Source organism: Methanomassiliicoccus sp., assembly GCA_012719175.1.
Lineage (GTDB): Archaea > Thermoplasmatota > Thermoplasmata > Methanomassiliicoccales > Methanomassiliicoccaceae > UBA6.
Map to the genome: position 1 here is coordinate 16,729 of JAAYAX010000001.1, position 19,008 is coordinate 35,736.

General features: G+C 60.2%; 13 protein-coding genes and 1 rRNA gene. 6 read left to right on the plus strand and 8 right to left on the minus strand.

Features of this window, described 5'->3' with window-relative positions; genetic code table 11:
* Window positions 1-59: 59 nt before the first annotated feature.
* Together GXX95_00080 and GXX95_00085 are read right to left on the minus strand one after the other, a co-directional pair.
* Window positions 60-3,377 carry a DNA polymerase II large subunit gene (locus GXX95_00080; GenBank protein ID NLT36545.1) on the minus strand — a complete coding sequence of 1,106 codons (3,318 nt, stop codon included), beginning with the start codon at window positions 3,375-3,377 and terminating at the stop codon, window positions 60-62.
* Window positions 3,378-3,496: 119 nt separating this feature from the next.
* Complete coding sequence (locus GXX95_00085) at window positions 3,497-4,492, minus strand: GTP-binding protein (protein ID NLT36546.1); 996 nt, start codon at window positions 4,490-4,492, stop codon at window positions 3,497-3,499.
* Window positions 4,493-4,855: 363 nt separating this feature from the next.
* On the opposite strand from GXX95_00085, the gene GXX95_00090 reads away from it, so the two are divergent.
* Window positions 4,856-5,266: an NUDIX hydrolase gene (locus GXX95_00090; protein ID NLT36547.1), complete on the plus strand. Its 411-nt coding sequence runs from the start codon at window positions 4,856-4,858 to the stop codon at window positions 5,264-5,266.
* Between the two features lie 68 nt (window positions 5,267-5,334).
* On the plus strand, window positions 5,335-5,775 hold the full coding sequence (locus tag GXX95_00095; GenBank protein ID NLT36548.1) for an Lrp/AsnC family transcriptional regulator: 441 nt from the start codon (window positions 5,335-5,337) through the stop codon (window positions 5,773-5,775).
* On the opposite strand, the gene GXX95_00100 is transcribed toward GXX95_00095, so the two are convergent.
* The 3 genes from GXX95_00100 to GXX95_00110 all read right to left on the minus strand — a co-directional run bounded on the left by GXX95_00100 (window position 5,770) and on the right by GXX95_00110 (window position 7,803).
* Window positions 5,770-6,447, minus strand: a complete 678-nt coding sequence (locus GXX95_00100) for a hypothetical protein (protein NLT36549.1) — start codon at window positions 6,445-6,447, stop codon at window positions 5,770-5,772. The two genes, GXX95_00095 and GXX95_00100, sit on opposite strands and share 6 nt — an antisense overlap.
* Window positions 6,434-7,063 carry a superoxide dismutase gene (locus tag GXX95_00105; GenBank protein NLT36550.1) on the minus strand — a complete coding sequence of 210 codons (630 nt, stop codon included), beginning with the start codon at window positions 7,061-7,063 and terminating at the stop codon, window positions 6,434-6,436. Before GXX95_00105 ends, GXX95_00100 begins: the two co-directional genes overlap by 14 nt.
* Window positions 7,064-7,143: 80 nt before the next feature.
* The gene (locus GXX95_00110; GenBank protein NLT36551.1) at window positions 7,144-7,803 is read right to left on the minus strand and encodes a peroxiredoxin; all 660 of its coding nucleotides are present in this window, start codon (window positions 7,801-7,803) and stop codon (window positions 7,144-7,146) included.
* Between the two features lie 264 nt (window positions 7,804-8,067).
* Here GXX95_00110 and GXX95_00115 point away from each other — a divergent pair, with 264 nt between their 5' ends.
* Window positions 8,068-9,540 carry an MFS transporter gene (locus tag GXX95_00115; protein ID NLT36552.1) on the plus strand — a complete coding sequence of 491 codons (1,473 nt, stop codon included), beginning with the start codon at window positions 8,068-8,070 and terminating at the stop codon, window positions 9,538-9,540.
* 98 nt (window positions 9,541-9,638) lie between these two features.
* On the plus strand, window positions 9,639-10,598 hold the full coding sequence (locus tag GXX95_00120; protein ID NLT36553.1) for an elongation factor Tu: 960 nt from the start codon (window positions 9,639-9,641) through the stop codon (window positions 10,596-10,598).
* A 47-nt stretch (window positions 10,599-10,645) separates the two neighbouring features.
* Here GXX95_00120 and GXX95_00125 read toward each other — a convergent pair whose 3' ends face one another.
* The 3 genes from GXX95_00125 to GXX95_00135 all read right to left on the minus strand — a co-directional run bounded on the left by GXX95_00125 (window position 10,646) and on the right by GXX95_00135 (window position 16,541).
* The gene (locus GXX95_00125) at window positions 10,646-11,557 is read right to left on the minus strand and encodes a hypothetical protein (protein NLT36554.1); all 912 of its coding nucleotides are present in this window, start codon (window positions 11,555-11,557) and stop codon (window positions 10,646-10,648) included.
* Complete coding sequence (locus tag GXX95_00130) at window positions 11,554-14,184, minus strand: phosphoenolpyruvate protein kinase (protein NLT36555.1); 2,631 nt, start codon at window positions 14,182-14,184, stop codon at window positions 11,554-11,556. Before GXX95_00130 ends, GXX95_00125 begins: the two co-directional genes overlap by 4 nt.
* Window positions 14,185-14,351: 167 nt before the next feature.
* Complete coding sequence (locus tag GXX95_00135) at window positions 14,352-16,541, minus strand: hypothetical protein (GenBank protein ID NLT36556.1); 2,190 nt, start codon at window positions 16,539-16,541, stop codon at window positions 14,352-14,354.
* Between the two features lie 211 nt (window positions 16,542-16,752).
* Here GXX95_00135 and GXX95_00140 point away from each other — a divergent pair, with 211 nt between their 5' ends.
* Window positions 16,753-18,813 (plus strand): ATP-dependent DNA helicase, encoded by a 2,061-nt coding sequence (locus tag GXX95_00140; protein NLT36557.1) that lies wholly within the window; start codon window positions 16,753-16,755, stop codon window positions 18,811-18,813.
* Between the two features lie 73 nt (window positions 18,814-18,886).
* Window positions 18,887-19,007, plus strand: a 5S ribosomal RNA gene (gene rrf, locus GXX95_00145).
* The last annotated feature ends 1 nt before the right edge of the window (window position 19,008 follow it).

Consider the following 19,008-nt stretch of genomic DNA (forward strand, 5'->3'; position numbering starts at 1 on the left):
AGGACCGACAACACCCTTATCCTTTCCACTTTCTATACCGCAGTTCTATCTCTGAGCCATCACATGAAATCGGTGAGCTTGCACTTCTTTACTTTGTCGGACTGGAACAGGGACCTCATGGACTCCTCTACGATGGCGATGCGCTGCTGGGTGTAGGTGTCCAGCTCGAACTTCTCGCTGATCTCCTTAGTGATCTCGAGGTACTTCTTCACGCTCTTCTCGTGCACCGTGAGGGTGAGGTTGTTACCGCAGTAGCAATGTCCGCTTAGAGGGATGCGACGATACTTCTCCCCGCACTTGGTGCATCGCAGCGACTGCGAGGAGAAGGACTTGAGGTTTCCGATCATGTCGGGCAGGAAGTGCTTGGTTATGACGCGGTAGACCACGTCCTTGGCGTCCACCGCCCGTATCTTCCGCGCCAGCTCCAGCTGGGCGTTCATCTTGTCGATCATCGTCTCCAGCGTCTTGTATGCGGACTCTCGCGGCCCCTCGGATATGTCCCCGGTATCATGGGTGAAGCCGAAGCCCTCGTACTGCAGGTTGGAACTGATCCTGCCGGCCACCTGGTCCATAATGGAATCTATCTCCTTGGGATGCTTGTACTCCAAGCATGCCTGGTAGAACTCCAAGGGGTACTCCCAAAGCACGTCGATGTTGTGAGCTTCCTTATCGATCTCATTGGGGTCGAGCCTGGTGGTGAGGACCAGGGGGGCGTCCATCAGGCCTCCGCGGGTCCGCGGTAGGAAGTCCCGGGAGAAGTTCAGCAGCCCGTCGAGCAGAAGGATGACGGAGTCCTCGTCCCCATCGGCGTTCCGGCGCTTGGCAGCGTGGAAGAAGGGATGTCCGTAGCCCACGTTAGTTCGGGTGTAGCCGATGATGCGGCAGAGGATGCCACCCGAGGTGTGAGGAGCTAAACCGATGGTCATCTGCCCGATGAGGTCCCCCCGGGACGAGGCCTTGTAGAATGGGGAGAGGCCGTAGTACTTCTCCAGCAGGTCATCGATGAAGTTCGCAACCTTCACCAGGTAGTCGCCGCACGATTCTGCGGGAATTATGTCCTGCACTCTGAGCTCGCACAGCTGTTCCGGTGATGTCAGCTCCGCCCCGAAGACATCCTTGGTATAGCCCAGGGCGATGGCCTTCTCCACGCTCAGGCCGATCTCTCGAGGGCGGAAGTGAGTGAGGGGGACGTCCGTCATATCATAGCGGATGGTGCCGTCCTTGAACACGAAGATATCATGAACGGCGCGCAGCAGCCCCTTCTCCAGCGCCTCTGGTGTCTTGTTCTTGGATATCATCCCTTGGACGCCCTTGATCTCCGGGGCGGTGGACACTCCCACTCTGGCCATGGCGCTTTGGAGCAGCTGTGCCAGGTCGATGCGCTGCACGCTGGGGCGGTTCACCGTGAAGGTGTGGGCCCCGCACTCCGCGCAGGAGCACTGGAAGGTGTTCTTGCCGCACTCCGGGCACTGCCGCAGCCCCATCTCCGCCTCTACACGAGACTGACCCACGGCGGTGGACACCAGCCGCTGCATGCCTCCGCTCTGCCCCAGGGGGAAGAGGGCGTGGGGTGGCGGCTTCATCTTCCTCTCCTTGGCCTTCTCCGGCCTGGCCATGCGTGAGCCTATACGCGTCACCGCCCTGGCCCTCACCTCCAGGCCTAGCGCCTGCGACACCGCCCGTAGGGAGGGGGAGGAGAACGCCGCCTCGTCCATGGTCCCGGGGTCCTCCAGCACCGTCCGCTCCACTACCTTGGGCCCGTCAACTGCCAGACCCAGACCTTCCACCAGAGGAAGGGCGTAATGGTCCAGTGCCACCATCGTGGCGCTGGCCGTGTGCAGCGCTCCCAGGGTCTCCAGGGTGCGCTTGGTGATGGGTTCTCTCTTCACCGTGAGCTTGCCGTCCCTCCAGGTACCGGTGGTCAGCACATGCTGCCTCAGCGCCTTCAGTTCGTCCAGGGGGATATCGAACCAGAAGAGGTTGTACCGGGGGTGGAGAGGCACGCCGCAGGTGCGGGAGATCTCCTTGGCACGTTCGTAACTTGGCTCCTTCCAATCGTCCGGTAGCTGTGAACGGGAGGAGAGCTCCACCTTGTACCATTCGGCAGCGTAGGCTCCAGGAGCTAGGAGATGATTGTTCTCCATGAACTCTCCGTAGGCCAGCAATACCTCCCCCAGGTCCACGACCTCGGCGATTTCGGGCCGGTATTGCTTCGCCTCCTTGCTGGTGTTGGCCTGAACGAGGTCGCCGTTCTTCAGCAGGAGTATGGGGCCCTCGATGCTGTCGCAAGGTGTTACCGCCCCCGCCTTCCCCGGCCTCTCGATCTTGATCTGCGTGCCCACGGCCAGGAAGTCGTCGAGGGCGATCATGGTGGCCGGATTGATGGCCAGGGCGGCGAGGCCGGTGGTCCGCCCCCGGCCGTAGCGAAGACGCAGACCACCCAGGCGGGAGGGGTGGGCGATGACCGGACGTCCGGCCACCATGTCCTTGAGGAACTTGGCGTCGGGGACGATCTTCTTCGCTCCCTTGTCGTCCCCCTTGTCATCATGGCGCTTCTTCCATGCCATGTACTCATCGATGAACTCCCAGCCGTCGATGCCCAGCTTCTTCACGTGCTTCTGGATCTTGGGAGCCTTGAGGCACATGCCCTCGGCGATGACCAGGCAGGCGCCGCCGCGGACGCGGTTGGACTCGATGCGCGGCAGGTCCCGGAAGCCGGAGATCTCCATGACCTCCGTGCCCTCGCCGTCCACGCACACCGGGCAGCCACTAGCGATGATCTCGATCTCCTCGTTACCGGGTGTGTACTGGAGGTGCTGGCACTGCTTGTAGAGGGGGATCTCCTCCTTGAGACGCTGGACCTCGCTGTCGGTGGGGATGTACTTCCCGATGCCGATCTCCCTACGCACCACGTCCCCGATGAGCACGCTCAGCGCCTGCCCCGTGCCCCCCGCCGCCCTGATGGGCCCGGCGAAGGATATGGCGAGATACTCGCTCCCGTCGGAGTTTCGGCCTATGGTCACCCCGGCGATCCCCTCCAGCGGCGCTACCAGTATGCCCTCGGTGAGCACAGCGAGTCCCACCCGCACCGCCCGATCTATGGCATCCTCGCGGCTCTTGGCGGGCGCGGTGGCCATCTCCTTGGCCAGGAGCAGGGAGACCTCCTCACGGTTATGGTCCTTGGACAGCTCCCGGATGCGCTCGGCCACGCCCTCCACGTGCCACGCCTCCAGAAGCTTCTCGCAGCGGGAGGCGAGGTCCTCGGCTCGGGGGATCTCCACGAACACCTCGGGGTCGAGCCCGCGGGAGCGCGCCCTGCGGGCGATGGAGTAGCAGCGGTCCGCCTCCGCGAACATGGTCGCGAAATACTCCTCCATCGCCTTGCTGCATGCAACACCAGCCATAGCTCTCCTGCTCCTCCACCCGATGAACGCTTGTAGCCTCAGGTAGAAGATAAACTACACGCTCGCTAACTGACAATTGGGAATGTCCGGGCCTATGTGGGCAGCTTGTCGGGATCGGTGACGCGCTGCGAGCGCAGGACCGCCTCCACGTTCTTCATGAGATCGTCCACACCCTCGCCTGTGAGCGCGGATATCCTCGGACGGCCGGTGGGCTTCCCCTCCAGGTCGGCCTTGTTCTCCACCTCGATGAACGGCACGTCCGGAAAGTTGCTCCTGATGGACTCCAGAAGGGCGAGCTGGCGATCGATGGTGTACCCGCAGGTCTCCGAGGGATCGATGATGAACACGATGACGTCCGCCAGGTAGCGCAGGGCCAGGACCGCCTGCAGCTCGATGGCGTTGCGCTTCTCCAGCTCCCGGTCCAGCAGCCCCGGGGTATCGATGACCTGGTAGGTGCGCCAACCGCTCTTCATGTGCCCGATGACAACGCCCTTGGTGGTGAAAGGGTAGGGAGCAATGGCCGGCTTGGCCGAGGACACTCGCTCTACCAACTGGCTCTTCCCCACGTTGGGGTATCCGGCGATAACTATGGTCTCCACGGCGGTGTCGATGGCGGGCAGATGCCGGAGCATGTCCCTGGCCTTCTGGCAGAACAACAGGTCCGCGTCCACCCTGTTCACCACCGAGGAGAACCTTCCATAGAACTCTCGGGTGGCCTTCGCCACCTCATCGATGGAGGGCGCCTTGCGCACCCTCAGAAGGTACTTCCTCTGCAGGTCGGAGCACTTCTCTGCGCACCACGATATGTTCGCCAAAGCCCGCTTGAGCTTGTCGTGCCCTATTATGACGTCGATGAGCTGGGAGTAGAACTCGTCCTCCCGCTCCATCTTGGGGAAAGCCCGCACGTACTTCAGCAGCGTGGTGGTGGTCATGTCCCCTATCCCTGTGATCTTCGCTATGTTGGTCTTCTTCACGTGATCGAATGGAGCGGCACCGTTGACCTCGGCCCGGGAAGCGCGGGCGTAGGCTCGGTCCAGCAGCTCCTGGGATGTCATGATGGTGGGGATCTGTCGCTTCCAATTCTGCATGTGCGAGCATATAGGGAGGAAGTTATTAAGCTATCACTTGGCCATGGAAGGGGGATGAGCCGAGGGGTAAAGTGCCAGGTCTGGATAACCGAGGAGGGTCACCCCGTTTTGGGGGAGGAAGGGGCGGAGCTGCTCGCCGGAGTGCGCGAGAAGAGCAATCTCTCGCCGGTGGCCGAGGCCATGGGTATGACCTTTCTGGAGGCACGTGAGCTCCTCAGCGGCATCGAGGAGGCCGCCGGACATAAGGTGGTGTTCACGATGCGGGGCACGGAAGGCTCCGTGACCGTTCTCACCCCTGAGGGCGAGGCGCTGCTCGATGAGTACAATAACAAGAAGAGGCGCGTGGAGGAGCAGCTGGAGCGCATGTTCCGGAATCCTACCCTGACCGCCGACGGCATCATCCTGGTGGATGGCCGCTTAGTGCTCATAAAGAGGGGGAACGAGCCCGGGAAGGGGAGGTACGCCCTCCCCGGGGGCTTCGTGGAATACGGGGAGAGGCTGGAGGACTGCGCCGTGCGCGAGGTGCTCGAGGAGACCGGCCTGCGCACCGAGCCCCTGGACCTGGTGGGCATGTATTCCGATCCCCATCGCGATCCCCGGGGGCACCTCGTCAGTGCCGTGTTCCACCTTCATAGGGTGGGAGGAGAGCTCAGGGCGGGTGACGATGCCCAGTCAGTGGAGCTTTTCGACCTGGACCGGCTTCCGTCCCTAGCCTTCGATCATGCGAGGATCATCTCGGATTTCATGCGCTCTAAGTACCGTTTCGGGCGATGAATGCCTGCGGTCGCCATGCAATAATGGGTCAGTAACCTTTTTTAGCCCAGGGGGACGTTTATCGAGGTATGCTCCAAGAGGACCTGGACTCTCGCATTCTCCGCATGCTTCAACGCAATGGGAAGCTCACCTACGAGGAGATCGGGGCCATGGTCGACCGTTCCCCCTCAACCATACGCGACCGCATACGGAAGCTGGAGGAGGAGAAGAAGATCCTGGGGTACTCGGCCATCGTGAACCAGGAGAAGATGGGCATCAACGCCGACGCCTATGTCTCCGCGGACGTGGCCCCGGACCGGTCCCAGAACGCCATGGCAGTGCTGTTCTCGATGGATAACGTGTCCGAGATCCTTCGGGTCACCGGGGAGCGGCGCATCATGTTCCGCATCCGAGCTGCCAGCAACGGCGAGCTCATCGAAATCATAGACCGCAAGATCCGGCCTCTGGGATTCCAGAACATCGAGGTGACCTTGGTCCTGGAGCATGTGGTCCGATATCCTGGCCTATAGGTTGTCGATGTTGGCGGTCTCCGAGGTCCACGTCAATTCCACGTTGCCCCGGCCGCGCGGCGATCTCCCCATGGTGCTGTTGGCCACCAACCAGAACTGACGTGAGAGCTTTCCATCCTCCAGAACCAGCTGGTTAGCTCGCATAACCCGCTCCAGCTGTTGGGAGGTCAGCTCCGAGGCCTTGTACTGCCATATCAGCGTGAGGTTCGACGGCAAGCCAGACAGAGGCAGGGTGGACTGATATACGATGTGCGCCTCGAAGTCATCCGGCTCGTCCTTGAGCCACTCCAGGTCCCAGATGGTCACCAGACCTCTGTAGCCTTCGCTCAACGCTCTATCACGTTCGACGCTTATGACGTCCTTGAGGGCTTCCGGCCGGAACCTTCCGGACGCGTAGAACGGCCGCCTGGCCGGTACGATGATGAATCGTCCCTCGTCCATTGCTGCATCCAGAACACGGGAGCGCGACTGCTTGGGGTCATCGTCCCAGCGATCGCTGATCATAACCAACCGCGACTCGTCGTCCATCCAATTGAGGGCATCGATGATGACCCGGCCCTGGTCTGCCTTGGAATGATAGATGTGAGCGGCTTGGTCCCCTATGCGGAGGTCGTCGTACCATTTCCTAGCGGTCAACATCTCATCCCCTTGGAAGCGTTCATCGGTCACCACTCAGTATCTTCTCCAGGCGTTGGTCTACCGCACCCCAGTTGACAACGTTCCAGAAGCCGGCGGTATAACGGGCCTTCTCGTTCTTGTAGTCCAGATAGTACGCGTGCTCCCACACGTCCATGACCAGGAGGATGCGTTGACCGGGCACCACGAAGAGGTGGTGGTCCTTGATCTGGGTTATGAGCGGACGATGGGTATGCATGCAGAAGGTGAGCACGGCCCAGCCAGAGGACTCGACAGCGTTGGCGGTCTCCGAGAACTCCTTCATGAACCGCTCATAGCTCCCGAACTCCTTGTTCAGGACATCGCCTATGCGTCCGCCAGGGGTCCCCCCGCCGCCGGAGGAGGTAGGGGCCATGTTCTCCCAATAGAGCGAGTGCAGGATGTGACCACCGACGTTGAACGCCAGTGCTTGGGGCTCGCACCTCATGTTCAGAACCGTACCGTCGCTGCGGGCCTTCTCCAGCTTCTCCAGCAAGGCATTGGCCTGATTGACGTACTTCTGATGATGACCATCATGGTGTATCTTGAGCAGCGCTTCGGACAAGAAGGGCGACAGGTCCCCATATCCATATGGCAGTGCGGGCAGGGAGTATCTCATACTATTATCCACCATGATATCTGCCAATAGCTCAGAGCTTCCCGTATATTTAGTTTTTCTAAAAAAAGTAGAAAAAGGGGTCCGTCCAGGACCGTTCACAGGGAGCGGTAGCAGAACCACCAATCGTAGTTGTCATACGTCTTCTTCCTCTCCTTGGCTGTGGCCTCGTCGGCCGCTGACCTCACTATCACCTTATCGCCCAGAAGCTCGTTCTTGGGCCAGTTGGCGGGCATGGCCACGTTGTTGGCGTCCGAGACCTGGAGAGCCTTCAGGGCGCGGAGGATCTCCTCCATGTTGCGCCCGACCTCCTGGGGGTAGTATATTATGAGCCTTATCACACCCTTGTCGTCCACTATGAACACCGAACGCACGGTGTTGCTTCCCTTGCCCGGATGCACCATACCAAGCCGGGTCGCCACCGTCCCCAGGGCATCGGCGATTATCGGAAAGGGGACCTCCACATCCAGGTTCTCATTGATCCATTCCACCCACTTAATATGAGAGTGCACTTGGTCAATAGAGAGGCCGATCAGGTCGGTGTTGAGCTTATTGAAATCATCGCTCATCTTCGTGAAGCTGTAGAACTCCGTGGTACAGACTGGCGTGAAGTCCCCGGGGTGGCTGAACAATATGAACCATTTCCCGGCCTTGTCCTCGGGCAATGTCATCTTACCGTGAGTCGTCCATACCTCCATGTGCGGGAACATGTCCCCGATCAATGTGGTCTCCCTTTCAGCATCTTTCGATTCTACCATATTCTCACCTTACCTAATTTGGAGGGCATGGTAAATATGATATTTCCCTGACAGGTCAGATATTCAGACGTGATGGTGCGGCTCCTAAAACCATACGAAATAAAGAAATGGGCGTTCCGACCCAGGAGATCAGAAGGTGGATTAACTTAGGGCCATCTTGCATATTGTCATAAAACCCATTGATGCTGCTGTCATGCCCGCTCCACCACGCTTATGTATGGAAAGATGCTCTAGTGGCCAGCCACAGGTAGGCAGGTTTGTCCCATGGGCATGGAGCGCAGGGAGAAGTGGATCGTCCTATTGATCACGTCCGTGGGGGCCATGATGGGCCCCCTTGATTCCACCATCGTCAGCGTCTCTCTGCCTACGATCTCCCAGGTATTGGAAATAGACTACGCCGCCTCGGTATGGATACCCACGTCGTACCTGGTCGCCCTGGCGGTCCTTCTTCTCACCATGGGCAGGCTGTCCGATCTATACGGCCGGAAGCCCATATTCATCATCGGCTTCGGCATCTTCGTCCTGGGTTCTTTCCTCTGCAGCATATCCAGCAACGGAAGCCAGATCATTGCCTTCAGGGCATTGCAGGGATGCGGGGCCGCATTCATCACCGCCACCTCCGCGGCTATCATCACCGCCGCCTTCCCCCCCAAGGAGAGGGGGAAGGCACTGGGCATCAACGCCATGTCCGTGTACATCGGGCTGAGCCTGGGCCCTCCGCTGGGGGGTTTCCTAACCGGCGCCCTGGGCTGGCCATCCATATTCTGGGTCAACATCCCCATCGGGGCGGTGGTCATCGCACTGGCATTGTGGAAGCTACAGGAGCCGAAGAACGAGGCACCGGTGCGGCCCTTCGACATTTCCGGCGCGATCACCTTCGGGATTGGGTTGGCTACTCTGCTGGTGGCCCTCACCTTGGGCGAGGACTGGGGGTGGACGTCCCTTCCCATCGTCGCCCTGCTTGTGGTTGCGGTCGTGGGCTTCTCCGCGTTCCTGCTCATCGAGCACAGGAAGGGGAGCGATGCCATGCTCGACCTCACCCTGTTCACAGAAAACCGCCTTTTCGCCATGGCCAATGTGTCCACGCTGCTTAACTATACTGCCTACTTCGGCATCTCCTTCCTGATATCGTTCTACCTCCAGCGGGTCCTCGCCTATGATCTATATCTCACCGGCCTGGTCCTTCTGTCCATGCCCCTCATAATGAGCGTGCTGTCCCCGCTGATGGGGTGGGCCTCCGACCGCGTGGGGTCCCGAGTGCTGGCCTCGACGGGCATGGTGGTGATCGGCATTGGGCTTTTACTGCTCAGCACCCTGAGCGTCGATTCCTCCACCGGCAGCCTGGTCGCCTATCTCACCCTTTGCGGGATAGGCATGGGCATGTTCTCCTCCCCCAACACCAGTGCCATTATGGGCAGCGTGAGCAAGAGACAGCTGGGTGTGGCCTCCGGCACCGTGTCCACCATGCGCACCGTGGGGCAGTCCCTGAGCTTGGCCATCATGGTCGCGGTGGTGGCGAGCGTGGCCTCGCCGGCGGTAGTTTCGGAACTGTTCTCCAGCAATGTGGGCTCTATCCCCCCGCAGGTGGCCGAGGAGTTCGTCAGGGGCATGGTGCTGGCGTTCCAGGTGGCGGCGGCGATCGCCTTCCTGGGAGCGCTGACCTCCCTGGCCCGAGGACGGAAGGTCGGTTCCTCCGAGCCCAAGGAGGTCGTGGAGGAGAGGAACTTTCAGGGATGAGCATTCTGTCATATTCTGCCTCCCGGCGACCGCATGGCTGAGCACTTGGCCGCACTATCACCAAAAACATATTATGCGTTCCATTTTTACCGTCCCTCATGGCCAATCTCAACGTGGCGGTCATCGGTCCCAATGATTACGCCAAGGACCTGGGTAAAAAGGGTACTGTCTCAGACATCACCCTGTACGATCTCAAGCAGGGAACGGACACGGTGACCTTTATAGAGGCGACCAACTACCCCGATCGCCTGGCGCCCCTTTTCTATACCGCCTCCATGGCCGACCTCGCGCTGGTGGTCATCGACGCCATCAACTCCCAGCTGGGCGAGTGCATGGTAATGCTGCACTGCGCAGACGTCAAGAAGGGCTACATCGTGCTGCGCAACTACCTCACGCCGGAGCAGGTGGCACCCCTGACCAAAGGCACCGTCCTGGAATCCTACACTTTCATCGAGGACGATAAGAACGCCATCCGTGAGAGGCTGCTGGCGGATACTAAGGCCATCACCTCCCCGGGAGAGCCGGGGAAGGGAGCGGTGACCATAGACCATTTCTTCAACGTGAAGGGCGTGGGTACGGTGATCCTGGGCACGGTGGCCTACGGCCGGATCGTGCGCCATGACGACCTCAAGGTGCTTCCCACGAAGAGGACGGCACTGGTGCGCTCCATCCAAAAGCACGATGACGACTACCAGGATGCCGTGGCCGGCGACAGGGTGGGTCTGGCCCTCAAGAACATCGACGTGGAGCAGCTGGACCGGGGGCACGTGCTCACCCTCGACGACAAGGTCCAATGCGGCAGTGAGATCACCGCCCCGGCGGAGCTGGTCAACTATTGGAAAACGCCCCTGAAGGAGGGCATGGTCCTGCACCTGGGTCACTGGATGCAGTTCATCAGCGCCCGGGTGGAGTCCGTGCAGGACAGCGGGGACTTTCGGCGGCCCACGGTGAAGCTCTCCCTGGACAAGCCGTTGGTGCATCCTCCGGGGAGCAGGGCCGTCCTCATGTACCTTGAGGGCGGGAAGCTGAGGGTCATCGGCTCTTTGACCCTGACCTGATCCTCTCAGGGAGGCCTCCCCAATCTTTTCACTAGGTATTAGAGAGCTCAACTCTTGCGCACAAGGTACTCGGCGATCCCGTAGCCCTTCTGGCCGTTGAAGGTGTACTCAGAGAGGGTCTCGTGCATCACTGACACGCTCTTGCCGTCCCGGCCAGGGAAGGGCATCATGACCTCCCGCAGGACCTCAGCGGTCACCTTGTGCTTTCCGCCATCCTTGTCCACAAGGTTCATGGCCAGCGACCTCGGCGTTCCGTCAGGGTCAAGGACCGTGCGGATGTCCGCCTTCACCAGGGGGATGTTCCTCCCGTTGATGTGGAAGAACCCCGCGGACACCTCTCCTCCCTCCACGAACAGCTTGGTGACGTTGAGGGCCAGGTTCCGGGAGAACTGGGCGGTGAGCCATATCCACATCTTGGGAGCGTTCCAGTCCCTCACTCCCCAGGAGTGGTCCCGCTCCCCCAGGCCCTGGATGTCGAAGTGCTCCTCCCCCACGGTGAGCGTTCCCGTGGCCATCCCGAACTGTTCAAGATGCTCGGAGGCAACGCTTCTGGACATGGCCTCCCCCTCCTTGTCCACGCTATCCCGGTAGTCGTACATCTTGTTCAAGGACTCGAACTCCAGGGAGAATTTGACCTTGACCGGTACCGGCCCCTTGTCCTCCATCCGGGCCATGGCGCCGTTGAACTCCAGCTTCCACCGTTTCTCCGGCTCCAGCATGTGGAAGCGCAGGGAACTGACGTTCAGGCTCCCGTCCCCGAGGACCTCCATCTCCTTCTTGCCGATGACCGAGCCGTCGGGCATCATGATGAAGCAGAACATCGAGCGCTCGTCCATGTTGGGCTTCAGACCGATGCGCATGAACATGCACAGGTCGTGCGCCTGATCATAGAAGTTGAAGTAGAAGCTCTCGTTCCATTCCTTGTCCGCCCCAGGTTGATGCATGGTATCGCTGTTCATGTTAATTCCTCCCCGATGATGTAAATGGTGCCGTCGTTCCCGTCAAGGGTAACGCGCTGGCCGGTCCTGAAGAAGGTGGTGGCGTCCTTTACCGCGGTGACCGATGGGATCCCGTACTCTCGAGAGACCACCGCTCCATGGGATAGTATGCCTCCGGTCTCCGTCACCAGCCCGCCCAGCTTGGAGAACACCGCCGTCCACCCGGGATCGGTGTTGGAGGTGACCATGATCTCTCCCTCCCGCACCAGCGGAAGGTTCTCGATGGTCTCCACGACCCTGATGTTCCCCGTGACCACGCCTGGGCTCGCCGAGACGCCGCTGACCCGGATGGTGTCGGGACCGCGGACCACGGTATCGTCGAACTCCACGTTCCCTCTCAGGAACTTCGGCGGCAGGACGTTCTCGTAACGGTCGAAGTCCGCCCGGCGCTCGTCGACCGCCGCCTTCATGTCGCCGCCTTTCTCCAGGAGCTCGAAGGCCTCCTCCTTGGTGAGGAAGAATATGTCCTCCTTCCTCTCCAGCAGCCCCCGGGAGGCAAGCCTGCGCCCGTACTCCAGGAACAGGACCCTCCAGCGGCGGATGATGTGGTCAAGGTAGAAGCGCTGGTTCTCCCGGAACATGAGGTAGGTCTGGGCGAAATGCAGGACCGGGCGGAACACCATGTTCCGCAGATAGCCGTAGCGGAGGCGGGCGATCTTCTCCAGGACCACTTTCTCCGTCTCCTTCCTCTCCCTTATGCGCTCCTTCTCCAGCTTCTCCAGGTCCCCTACCTCCGAGGACATGAGGGAGCGCACCACGTCGATCACCAGGGTGGGGTCGTCGGCCCAGCGGGGGAAGTACATCTCACGGGTGTGAGAACGGTGCCCGTAATCCTTCAGGAAGGCTTCGAGCTCCTGCCCGAACGACCTCATCCTCGGATCCACGGACAGGGTTTCCAATGCCTCCCTGGAGCTCAAGGAGGTCAACCGCTCACGGACCGCCTCGTCCTTCTGAGCGACCTTGGCCAGCTTGGCGATGGCGATATTGGTCTTGATGGTCTTGTTGTCGTCCAGGCCGGATATGAGCTTGGAGTATAGGAGACCGCTGCGGTCGTCAAGCCAGTCCATAAGCCACCTCTTGACCATGAGGTTGGTACCGATGGAGTGAGTGACCATCCCATAGCGGATGAGCTGGAAATGCTTGATGGATGCCTGCCGCAAGGTCATATACTCCGCCTGCAGCTGGGCATCGTCCAGTGCGGCGAGGTCCAGGGAATCGAAGCGCTCGGCCACCTTAATGAACGAGGCCGCCCACTTCCTGTAGGCCTTATCGGTGCGCAGTATCACGCCCTCATTGTCCAGGAGGGTGATCCGAACCTCGGCCCATAGCCGCGCCGCGATCCTGGTGTCCGCCCGGGCGATGCGATCCTGGTCCTTCTGGGGGAAGTAGTTCAATAACTCGTTGGTGCGCGAAAACTTGGGGTTGTAGGTGAACACTTCCTCCAGCACCGAGGCGTTGAAGTAGATGTGCCCTTTATGGACCTTCAACAGCTCCTTGTCCGTCAGCCCCCAGTAGCCCATGATCTCCGAGCCCTCATGGTTGACGTACTTGGTCAGCATCTCCCCCAGCAGGGAGAAGAAGAGAGGCGATGTTACATCGGACCAGTACTCGTCGCCATAACCCCGCGTCCATAAGGTGTCGCCATCATTGGAGAGGTTCGTGATCGGTCGGGATTGGAGGATGAAAAGGTGTTCTCCCTCGATGGCCCACTCCACGTCCTGGGGGGCGCCGAAATAAGACTCGATCTTACGGCCCATCTTGGCGACCATGGTGATCTCGTCTGTGGTGAGGGACGGCGCCATCTGCCTCTCTTCCGTCATTCTCACCGACCTCGAGCCATCTGAAGAGAGGAATATGCCGGTTACCTTACGGTTCACCGTCCGCTCTATGAGCTTCCCGGTGAGCTTGTCGCAAATGTACCTGTCCGGTGTGACCAACCCAGAGGCGATGGACTCTCCAAGTCCCCATGAGGACTCCATGACAATGCGGTCCTTCCTGCCGGACACGGGATCGGAAGTGAACATTATGCCTGAGGAGCGAGCGTCCACCATACGCTGGACCACCACGGCGATGCCGCTGCTAATCTGATCGACACCAGCCTTGTGACGGTAGGAGATGGCCCGGGTGTTCCAAAAGGAGGCCCAGCACTTGCGCACGTTCTCGCTGACATTGGGACGGCGTATGTTGAGGTAGGTGTCCTGCTGACCAGCGAAGGACGCCGTGGCCAGGTCCTCCGCGACAGCCGAGGAGCGAACAGACCACAGGGACTCGGGATCGATGTCGGCCAGGGCGAGGTCGAGACCGGCCACCACCTCTCCAGTGTCGATGTCGGAGAACAGACCCTTGATCGTTCCAGAGGCCTTCTCCACCGAGGCCTCGTCCTGGAAGTCGATGGACGACAGCGCCTCCACGATCTTCTGGCGGATCCCCTCACGGCCCAGATACTCATCGTAGGCCTCCACGGGGATGACCAGACCTGGTGGTACGGGAAAGCCTCCGGCGATGAGCCTGCCGAGATTGGCGGCCTTGCCCCCAACCTCCGTAGCCTGCTTATCGTCGATCGAACCGAGCTTCATTATGTGGAGCATGTGCACCCTGCCTCGAGAACCGATAGTCTGGTATCCTGAAGGGCCATTAATAACCGCTCCCTGCATCCTCGGAGGGTCGAATGGTGGCTTCGGTGAAGGAACAGCACTTGACGTACACTCCACGCAAAAGGGGTGGGTCAAGGCCGCCCTCGGTCATCCTTTGCTCATCACGGATTCAGCCTGTTCCGGCGCAGCAGGTACAGCACTGAGCCCACGCCTACCACGGCCAGACCGGCAATGGCGACAAGACCCACGGGAGAGTCGACGACGGATTCCTTGGGAACGGTGATGGTCACCGGAGCTGAAGAGGGACCGTCCCCTGCCTCGTTAACGGCCGCGACCGTGTAGACGTAGGTGACACCGTCCCTCCGACCATTATCCTCGAAGGAGTTGGTGGTGACCGATGTGATGTAGCTCAGGGTGGCCTGGCTAGTGCCGCGATAGATCTTGTAGCCGGTGATTTCTCCTCCGCCATTAAAGGTAGGTACCGTCCACGTCAGCAGCACATTGCCGTTGACCATCTCCGCCCTCAGTTCCAACGGGACCGAGGGCACCGATGACAGCGGGACATGGATATCGAAGACTGCGCTCCTAGCACCTTCACCGACCTCATTGATCGCCGAGATCGCGTAGTAGTAGGTATTTCCCTTCACGGTGTTGGTGTCGTTGTATGTCAGCTCCGTGGCGGTACCGATCTGCACCAGGTTGGACTCCATCACACCGCGGTAGATCACGTATTGGGTGATTGCGGCTCCACCGTCACTGCTCGGTTCTGCCCATGATAAGAAGACACTACCGTTCTGTAGCTCTCCATTCACACTCTGGGGAGCCGAGGGTGTGGACATAGCACCGATAACGGCAGGGCCCGCTGCCGAACCTTCGCCCACACTGTTCCTCGCTGTGACCCAATAGTAGTAGGTCACGCCGCTGGTCACGCTCGTATCCTCGAAGGTTGTGGACGTGGTTGTGAACGAAAGCGAGCTGGGAATAGAGTTCGAGGTTGAGCGATATATGTCATATTCCGTGATCGTGGAGCCCCCATCGGAGGAGGGGGCGTTCCAGGTCAGGTTGACCTTTCCGACGTCGGCCCTGGCGACAAGGTTCAATGGTGCCCCGGGTACGGCCCCAGGGGTAGCAGTTACCGGGCCGGCAGCAGCTCCTTCTCCTACATTGCTCACCGCGCTAACCGAGTAGTAATAGGTCTGACCATTGGTCACCGAACTATCTGTATAGGAGGTCCCAGTGGTGGTAAATGTAGGTGATGTGGGCATTGTTGGGTCCGTAGCCCTATAGATATTGTACTGGGTGATCATTGAATCACCTGGGGAAGGAGCGGTCCAGGAGAGGGAGACCGAACCAGCGCCGCCTGTTGCCTGAAGATCTCCAGGGGTACCGGGAGGGTCCTCAGGGGGCTCTTGAGGTACGGCCGAGTCCGGACCTACGGCTTCGCCTTCTCCCGCGCTATTATATGCGGCGACCCAATAGTAGTATGTTGTACCGATCACCAGATCGGCGCTGTCTGAGTAAGTTAACGTGCCACCACCATTTGTATGAATGGGAGTATCTGGCTTGGTGCTTGACGTAGCACGATAGATGCGGTATTCAGTGATCTCCGCTCCACCGTTGTCCGCCGGAGCGCTCCAGGAGATCTGAATGGATTCGACACCGTCCTGGGCATTGAGATTTGTTGGTGCTCCCGGCAGGTTTGCGGCCAGCGGAGAGGCTGTGGCCATGTTGGACAAAGGACCCAGACCGTTCACGTTACTGGCTGCCACCCAGTAAAAGTATGTTCGACCAGACTCGATGCTACGATCTATGTAACCCGTACCTGACTGAGTGGTCAGTGGTGAGCTCGGAGCGGTAGTGCTGTCAGAGCGATAGATGGAATACTGTGTTACGGCCGATCCCCCATCGTCATCGGGAGGGGACCAAGTGAGCGATATCAGACCGAACGACCTTGTGGCCGCTAGATTGTCGATCGCTCCGGGCGCAGTGGTCGGAATGGTGGCAGATGCTACCTCGCTTCGAACCCCCTCACCATCTACGTTGAATGCTGCCACCTGGTAATAGTACGTATCACCCTTTCTCAGGTTGTAATCCGTGAAGGTATTGTCTGTGGTGGGGCCGAGGTCGGTGGTGATTGATCCGGATGTTTCCCCGCGATATATCCTGTACCCATCAATGCTTGTGCTAGAGGGCGGGGGGCTCCATTCCAGGGTTATGTCTATTCCGGAAGCGGTCGCCGTTACGCTTAAAGGCGGTCCAGGAGGTTCAGCCGCAACAGCGAACAGGAGGACGATCGGCGACATCGCGACCAACAGCAAAGACAGTGACACGAGCAGGGTTGAAGACTTCATCCACTCAGCCTCGATGCTATCTTGAATGGGTGAGAACTATTAGAATGATACCGATGATTCCTTGCTGGAACGAACTCACTTGGCCTTTTCAGGAAAAAACGACCGACTTAGCTCCTCCTTATGGAAAAAATCCTCAATGACATCGGCCCTCCAGCGTCCATCGTTCCACCGATAGTCACGTTTATATCGGTCCCAGGCATGGCACGAAGACATGGCCGGTCACTTCTGTCCCCGATGCAATACCTTGGTGCCGCCGATCTTGTCCCACTGCCCCCGGTGCGGGCGGGAGCACGAGAGAGAGGTGGAGCCAGCGATAGAAGAGGAGCTGATCGAAGAAGATCTGGCACCGGGCAAGGTCAGGATAGAGCGGCCTCCCTACTTCCCGTATCGGCCTAGGCCCTCCCAGGTGGAGATAGTGAGGGCGGTGGAGGGGGCCATGGACGGAGGCAAGCACCTGGTCATGGAGTCCGGCACCGGCACCGGCAAGACAGTGTGCTCGCTGGTGGGCGCATTACAACACGCCAAGGCCAACAAGAAGAAGGTCCTGTACCTCACCCGCACCATCTCGCAGAGCGACCAGGTTATGAAGGAGCTGAGGTCCATCTCTCGACGGCAGAAGGTGACGGGGATACCGATGCTGGGACGTCGGAAGTCCTGCCTCCTCATACGAAGCCTGGATGAGTTCGAGGACATACCCCCTCACGCCCTGGCCAAGATATGCGAGGAGCGCAAGTCCCGGACCCTGGCCAAGCAGAGGGGTGGATGCCCGCACTACGCCGACTTCCTGGCCATCGGGGAAACGAGCTTCCTGCAGTACTGCTCCAACCATCTGCCCACGGCTGCGGAGTTCGACACCTTTTGTGAGAAGCAGGGAGCCTGCCCCTATGAGGCCAGGAAGGCGGTGATGCCGCTGGTCGACGTGGTAGCCGTCCCCTACGTGCAGCTCCTGTCCCGGGAGATCCGTTCGCAGTTGCTTGATCGCCTGCAGCTCACCATGGACGATTTCGTTCTCATCGTGGACGAGGCCCACAACCTCATCGATGCCGCTCGGGACCAGGAGAGCTTCGACCTCTCAGTACGCGACATCGAGGCCGCGGAGGCGGAGTCCAAGGAGCTGGGGAACCCCCGTTTGGTGAGAGGGGTCGAGCACACCTATCTGTGCATAACCCTTAGGCGCATCATCGAGGAGGCGATCAAGGAGCAGATCCCCCGGGGGAGCTTTGATGCCAAGCTCGGGCGGAGGTTCCTGGAGGGCCGTTTGCGAGGGGAACTGGAACTGAGCGATGAGGAGATGCGTTCCATGTGCGCCAACCTGGTGAACATCGGGCAGGAGCATGTGGACACGAGGCTCGAGGCCGGCAAGGAACCGGTGTCCGCCACCCTCCGCCTGGGATCCCTCCTCACCGACTGGCTGCAGGCGGAGGACTCACGCTTCGTCAAGATCGTATCATCGGACGACCTGGGCTGCCTCAGAGCGCACTGCCTCGATCCGCAGGAGACGACCATGTTCCTGAAGGAGGTCAAGGGGGCGGTGCACATGTCCGGCACCATGCAACCGCTTCGGCAGTACGCCGACATCCTCGACCTTCCGTCCGACCGCGAGCTCCGCATATTCCCCTCACCATTTCCGCCGGAGAACCGCCTTGTGCTGTACGCCGAGGACGTGTGCGCGGGTCAACGGGAGATGCGCGAGGACCCCACCATGCGCACTCGCATTGAGGACCACATAATCGACATCTGCCAGGCCACGGACCGCAACACCATGGTGTTCTTCCGTTCATATGAGATGCTGCGTTCCATGCGTGGCCGCATCGAGGAGAACGTGGACCGACCGCTGTACTGGGAGGAGGCCGGCTCCTCTCGCCGCCTGGCATCCAGCATCCAGGCGTTCAAGAAGGGGCGGGGGGGCGTGTTCTTCACCGTCATGGGGGGTAAGGTGGCCGAGGGCCTGGACTTCCCCGGCCAGGAGCTGGACATCGCCGTAGTGGTAGGTCTGCCCTACCCTCCCCCCTCCCTGCCGCTGGAGGAGCTGAGAAGGAGGTACGACCGCATGTACGGCCCCGGAAGGGGGTGGGAGTACTCCTCCGCCGTTCCCGCGGTGCGGAAGGTTCAGCAGGCAGTGGGACGGCTCATACGCACCGAGACCGACAAGGGGGTGGCCATCATCCTGGACAACCGCATCTCTAGGTACAGGGAGCAGATCGGCGCCCGGCCCTCCGATGACCTGGTCAAGGACATTGTAGGCTTCCTGGGATGGAGCAAGAGGTTCTGAGCGCGTTATCTGTTCTAACATCAGGCGAAGGAACGGAAACGAATAAATACACGTTCACCATCAGTGGTTTTGGTGTGACGGCCACAGCGGCGGGGATACACCCGGTCCCATCTGAACCCGGTAGTTAAGCCCGCCAACGTTCCATGCTGTACTGCGGTGCGCGAGCCCGCGGGAACCATGGGGCGCTGTCAGCCA